The 5,285-nt window shown below is 66.4% G+C and carries 3 protein-coding genes; 1 reads left to right on the top strand and 2 read right to left on the bottom strand.

Annotated features, from left to right (window positions below):
* On the bottom strand, nt 1–1,065 hold a 1,065-nt coding region (locus RMO40_RS23230; RefSeq protein WP_309725971.1), incomplete at its 3' end, for an FAD-dependent monooxygenase.
* 176 nt (nt 1,066–1,241) lie between these two features.
* Between RMO40_RS23230 and RMO40_RS23225 the strand changes: the two genes are divergently transcribed.
* On the top strand, nt 1,242–3,353 hold the full coding sequence (locus RMO40_RS23225; protein ID WP_489660229.1) for a PQQ-dependent dehydrogenase, methanol/ethanol family: 2,112 nt from the start codon (nt 1,242–1,244) through the stop codon (nt 3,351–3,353).
* 233 nt (nt 3,354–3,586) lie between these two features.
* Here RMO40_RS23225 and RMO40_RS23220 read toward each other — a convergent pair.
* A partial coding sequence (locus RMO40_RS23220; RefSeq protein ID WP_309725970.1) for a molybdopterin cofactor-binding domain-containing protein occupies nt 3,587–5,285 on the bottom strand: 1,699 nt, incomplete at its 5' end.

Genomic DNA, 5,285 nt, shown 5'->3' with positions numbered 1-5,285 from the left:
CAGTGCCAGCAGGCCGGCCTCGTAGTGCTGGCACACGGAAGCATCGTCTTGCGACTGTGCGTGCCCGCGCAGAATCGCTTGCGCGGCGAGCATGCCGGTCTCCAGCGCCTTGCCGATGCCTTCGCCGGTGAATGAATAAGTGCTGCCCACGGCCTCGCCGGTCGCGAGCAAACCTGCGCGTGTGTAGCGCGCGCCATTGAGTGTGCAACGCAGCGGCGCACCTTTCAGGCCGCCTTGCATCACACCGCCCGCCATGAGTTCGCGCGCTGGCGCATAGAACTCGCAGAAGCTCTCGAACACCTGGCGCAGGTTGACACTTTGTTTGGTGCCGTGGCCGTCGGCGGCCTGCCCGTGGCTGTTGACCACGCCCACGCCGATGTTGAACACGCCATCGGGGCAGGGAAAGATCCAGCCGTAGCCGGGGCGCAGCTTGTGGTGCCACACCACTTCGAGCTCGGTGATGCGGCCCACCATGGCCTCGTTTTTCACATAGGCGCGCAGGGCCACGCCATTGGGTGTCTGGCGCTCGCACACGCCGGCGGCGATCAGCGCCTGCGCCACGGCGCCGCTGGCGAGCACCACCCAATCGGCACGCAGCTCGCGCTGTACGCCTGCGTGCGACAACGTGGCACCACACACGCGGCCACTAGCGTCGAGCAGTGGTGCGTCGAAGTGCACCGGTGCGTGCATGCGCGCGCCCGCCTGCACGGCGCCACGGCAGACGATGTGATCGAGCACTTGGCGCGGCAACACCGCCACCCGGCCCGGCACGTCGATGCGCCCACCACGCGGGCCGATGCAGGCCACGTGGTGTGCGGATTGCGCACACGCCATCACTTCATCGAGCAGGCCGAGTTGGGCGAGCGCGGCGTGGGCGTCGGGGATGAGCCCGTCGCCACACACTTTTTCGCGCGGGAAGCTGCGCTGGTCGACCATCACCACGTTCAGGCCGGCGCGGGCCAGCAGGGTGGCCGCCGCACTGCCTGCGGGGCCGGCGCCGACGACCAGCACCTCGCAGCGTTCAGGGAGTTCGGACAGGGGCAGGTTCATGTGGGTGCCAAGCATACCGGCGCGCCTTGTGGCAGCCTGGCGCAACCGCGCCTCGCGGGCCGGCCAGCGTGCGGGAAAACACCTTGTTGTACCGGCCCGGTCATCTCCTGATGATGATTCGGTGCGCCTGCGTTCAAGCCGGCGCTGGATGACGGCGCACGCCGCTCACCTATAAACACAGGAGACCCCCGATGAAAGCACCATGGATCGCCATGTTGGCACTGGCTTTGGGCGCCACGGCCCCCGCGTGGGCGCAGGCCCCGGCCTCGCCCAAAGGCTCTGAAGCGCACATCCGCGCGGCCACCGCACGCATCGACGGCGCCAGCATGCGCACCAACGCCGTGTCGACGAAAGACTGGCCAAGCTACGGTCTCGACTACGCCGAAACCCGCTTCAGCAAGCTCGACCAGATCAACGAGAAGAACGTCAAGGAGCTGGGGCTGGTCTGGAGCTACAACCTCGAATCGACGCGCGGTGTCGAAGCCACGCCGCTGGTGGTCGACGGCATCATGTACGTCACCGCCTCGTGGAGCGTGGTGCATGCGATCGACGTGCGCACCGGCAAGCGCCTGTGGTCGTATGACCCCAAGGTGCCGCGCGAAGTCGGCGTGAAAGGCTGCTGCGACGTGGTCAACCGGGGCGTGGCCCTGCACCGCGGCAAGGTGTTCGTGGGCTCGTTCGACGCGCGCCTGATCGCACTCGACGCCGCCACCGGCAAGGTGGTGTGGGAAAAAGACACCTCCATCGACCGCAGCAAGCCCTACACCATCACCGGCGCGCCGCGTGTGTTCAAGGGCAAGGTGATCATCGGCAACGGCGGCGCCGAGTACGGCGTGCGTGGCTACATCACGGCCTACGATGCCGAGACCGGCGCGCAAGCGTGGCGCTTCTACACCGTGCCGGGCGACCCCGCCAAGCCGTATGAAAACGAAGCCCTGGCACGCGCCGCCAAAACCTGGGACCCGAGCGCCAAGTACTGGGAAGCCGGCGGCGGCGGCACGGTGTGGGACAGCATCACCTTCGACCCCGACTTGAATCTCATGTACATCGGCACCGGCAACGGCTCGCCGTGGGCACGCCGCCTGCGCAGCCCGGGTGGGGGCGACAACCTCTTCCTGGCCTCCATCGTGGCCATCAACCCCGACAACGGCCGCTACGTCTGGCACTACCAGCAGACCCCGGGCGACAACTGGGACTACACCTCCACCCAGCCGATGATCCTGGCCGACATCAAGCTCGGCGGCAAGCCGCGCAAGGTGATCCTGCACGCGCCGAAAAACGGCTTCTTCTTCGTGATCGACCGCGCCACCGGCAAGTTCATCTCGGCGAAAAACTTCGTCGACGTGAACTGGGCCACCGGCTACGACGAAAAAGGCTTCCCCATCGAGACGGCCTTGGCGCGCAGCGCCGACAAGTCCTACGACAGCATCCCCGGCCCGCTGGGCGCGCACAACTGGCACCCGATGTCGTACAGCCCGAAGACCGGCCTGGTCTACCTGCCGGCGCAGAACATCCCGCTCTCGCTGATGGACAACAAGGCCTGGAAGATGAACCAGACCACGCTCGGCGTGCCCGGCTCGGGCCAGGGCTGGAACACCGCGACCTTCATCAACGCCACGCCGCCCACCAGCAAGCCCTTCGGCCGCCTGCTGGCCTGGGACCCGGTGACCCAGAAAGAAGCCTGGCGCGTGGAGCACATCTCGCCGTGGAATGGCGGCACCCTGGCGACGGCCGGCAACCTGGTGTTCCAGGGCACGGCCGACGGCCGCTTCTTCGCCTTCAACGCGCAGACCGGCGAGAAGCTGTGGGAGACACCCACCGGCACCGGCGTGATCGCCGCGCCGTCCACCTACCTGGTCGACGGCAAGCAGTACGTGTCGATCGCCGTCGGCTGGGGCGGCTCGTATGGCGTGGCCCAACGCGCCAGCGAAAAGATCGGCCCGGGCACGGTCTACACCTTCGCGGTGGGTGGCAAGGCGCCGCTGCCGCAGTTTGCGCAATACCAGCTCAACGCGTTGTTGAAAGGCGTGGCCTACGAACCGAAGGATGTGCCCGAGGGCCAGGGCCTGTATGTCGCCGCGTGCATCTTGTGCCACGGCGTGCCCGGAGTCGACCGCGGCGGCAACATCCCCAACCTCGGTTACTCGCACCCTGACGTGATCAACAACCTTGAAGCCTATGTGCTCGGCGGCGCCGCCAAGGACAAGGGCATGCCCGACTTCACCGGCAGTCTCAAGCGCGAAGACATGGCCAAGCTGAAGGCGTTCATCCAGGGTGTGCCGGATTCGATCCGGCCGAAGTGATGTGAGTTGAACCTCGGCTTCGGCCGGGGCTGCGGCTTGCGAAGGTTTCTTTACCGCCAAGTCGCCAAGAAAGAGAAACAGCCAAGGTCGCAAAGGAGAGCTTTCTTCTTTGCGACCTTTGTATTTTCCTTTGCGTCTTGGCGGTAAAAAGACCTTCACCCGCCACCAAAACCATCAAGCGCGCCAAAAAAAAGGCCACCCGAAAGGTGGCCCTTTTCACACGTGCCGCCGACTCAAGCCGACGCGATGTTCTGCTCGGTGAACGGCATCGTGCGCAGCCGCTTGCCGGTGGCCGCAAAGAGGGCGTTGCCCACAGCCGGCCCGATCAGTGCCGTGGCCGGCTCGCCGATGCCGCCAGGCTTCTCGGTGCTCGGCACCAGCACGGTCACGAACTCGGGCGACTCGTTCATTCGCAGCAGCCGGTACTGGTGGAAATTGGTCTGTTGCACACGACCCTTGTCGAGCGTGATCTCGCCCCACAGCGCGGCCGTCAAACCGAACACCACGCTCGACTGGATCTGCGCCTCGACCGTGTCGGGGTTGACCATGCGGCCGAGGTCGGCCACCGTGGTCACCTTGTGCACCTTGACCTCACCCTTGTTGTACGAGATCTCGGCCACCATCGCCATGTAGGTGTCGTAGCCTTCCATCAGCGCGATGCCGCGTGAGCGCCCCGCCGGTGGCGGCGTGCCCCAGCCGGCCTTGTCGGCCGCTTGTTTCAGCACGTTGGCAAAACGGGGTTTGGTGGCCAGCAGCGACATGCGGTAGGCATACGGATCTTTGCCCGCCGCCACCGCCAGCTCGTCGATGAAGGTCTCGTTGGCAAACGCGTTGAGCGCGTGGCTCACCGAGCGCCAGTAACCCACGCGCAGGCCGGCGTCGTGTTTGAGGATGTCGTGGCGTGTTGCGGGAATCTCATACGCCGCCATCGCCGCTTCGGTCATCAGCGGGTCTTGCACCGGCGCCGGCAGGCCGAACACCCGGCCGGTGATCGACTGCGAAGTCAGCCGGAAGCTCATCGCCGTGGGCTTGCCATCGGCGCCGATGGCGGCGGCCAGGTGGTGCACCGACTGCGGGCGGTAGAAGTCGTGCGTCATGTCGTCTTCACGCGTCCACACCAGCTTGACCGGCTTGCCCACCGCCTTGCTGATCTGCGCGGCCTGGACGATGAAGTCGATGTCGATGCGCCGCCCGAAGCCGCCACCCAGGAAGGTGGTGCGCAGGCTCACGTTTTCGATCGGCACGCCGCACACCTTGGCCACGGTGCCGGCGGCGGCGTCTTGCCACTGCGTCGGGCCGATCAGCTCGACGCGGTTGTCGTGGTAGTGCGCCGTGAAGTTCATCGGCTCCAGTGGCGAGTGCGACAAGAGCGGCATCGTGTACTCCGCCTTGATCACCTTGGTGGCAGTCTTGATGGCCGCGTCGGCCTCGCCCACCTTGGGCAGTTCCAACGGTTTGGCTGCTGCCGATACCGCAGCCGCCTTGATGCCGGCCATCATGGTCTTGTCGGTGAGCGCGGCGCCTGCGCCTTCGTCCCACTCGACCTTGAGCGTCTCGCGGGCCTTCTGGGCGTGCCACCAGGTGTCGGCCACCACGGCCACGCCGTCGGGGATCTGCACCACGTTGATCACGCCGGGCATGCCCTTGGCCTTGGTCGCGTCGAAGCTCTTGACCGTGCCGCCGATCACCGGGCATTGCTCCAGTGCGGCGTAGACCATGCCGGGCAGCTTGACGTCGATGCCGAACTCGGCCGTGCCATTCACCTTGGCGGGTGTGTCCAGCCGCTTGGTGGGCTTGCCGACGATGCGGAAGTCTTTCGGGTCTTTCATCGTCGGCGTTTGCGGCACCGGCAGGCGCGCCGCGTCGGCGGCGAGCTGGCCGTAGGTGGCCCTTTTGCCCTTGGGGCCGAGCACCATGCCGTTTTCGGCACGC

The sequence above is a fragment of the Rhizobacter sp. genome (assembly GCF_031412075.1).
GTDB lineage: Bacteria > Pseudomonadota > Gammaproteobacteria > Burkholderiales > Burkholderiaceae_C > Rhizobacter.
Note: the sequence above shows the minus strand (reverse complement) of the source record. Positions and strands in the feature narration are given on the sequence as shown.

Bases quoted from the DNA above. Each gene is read 5' to 3' on its own strand.
- RMO40_RS23225 (WP_489660229.1), top strand. From the start codon at position 1,242: ATGAAAGCACCATGGATCGCCATGTTGGCACTGGCTTTGGGCGCCACG.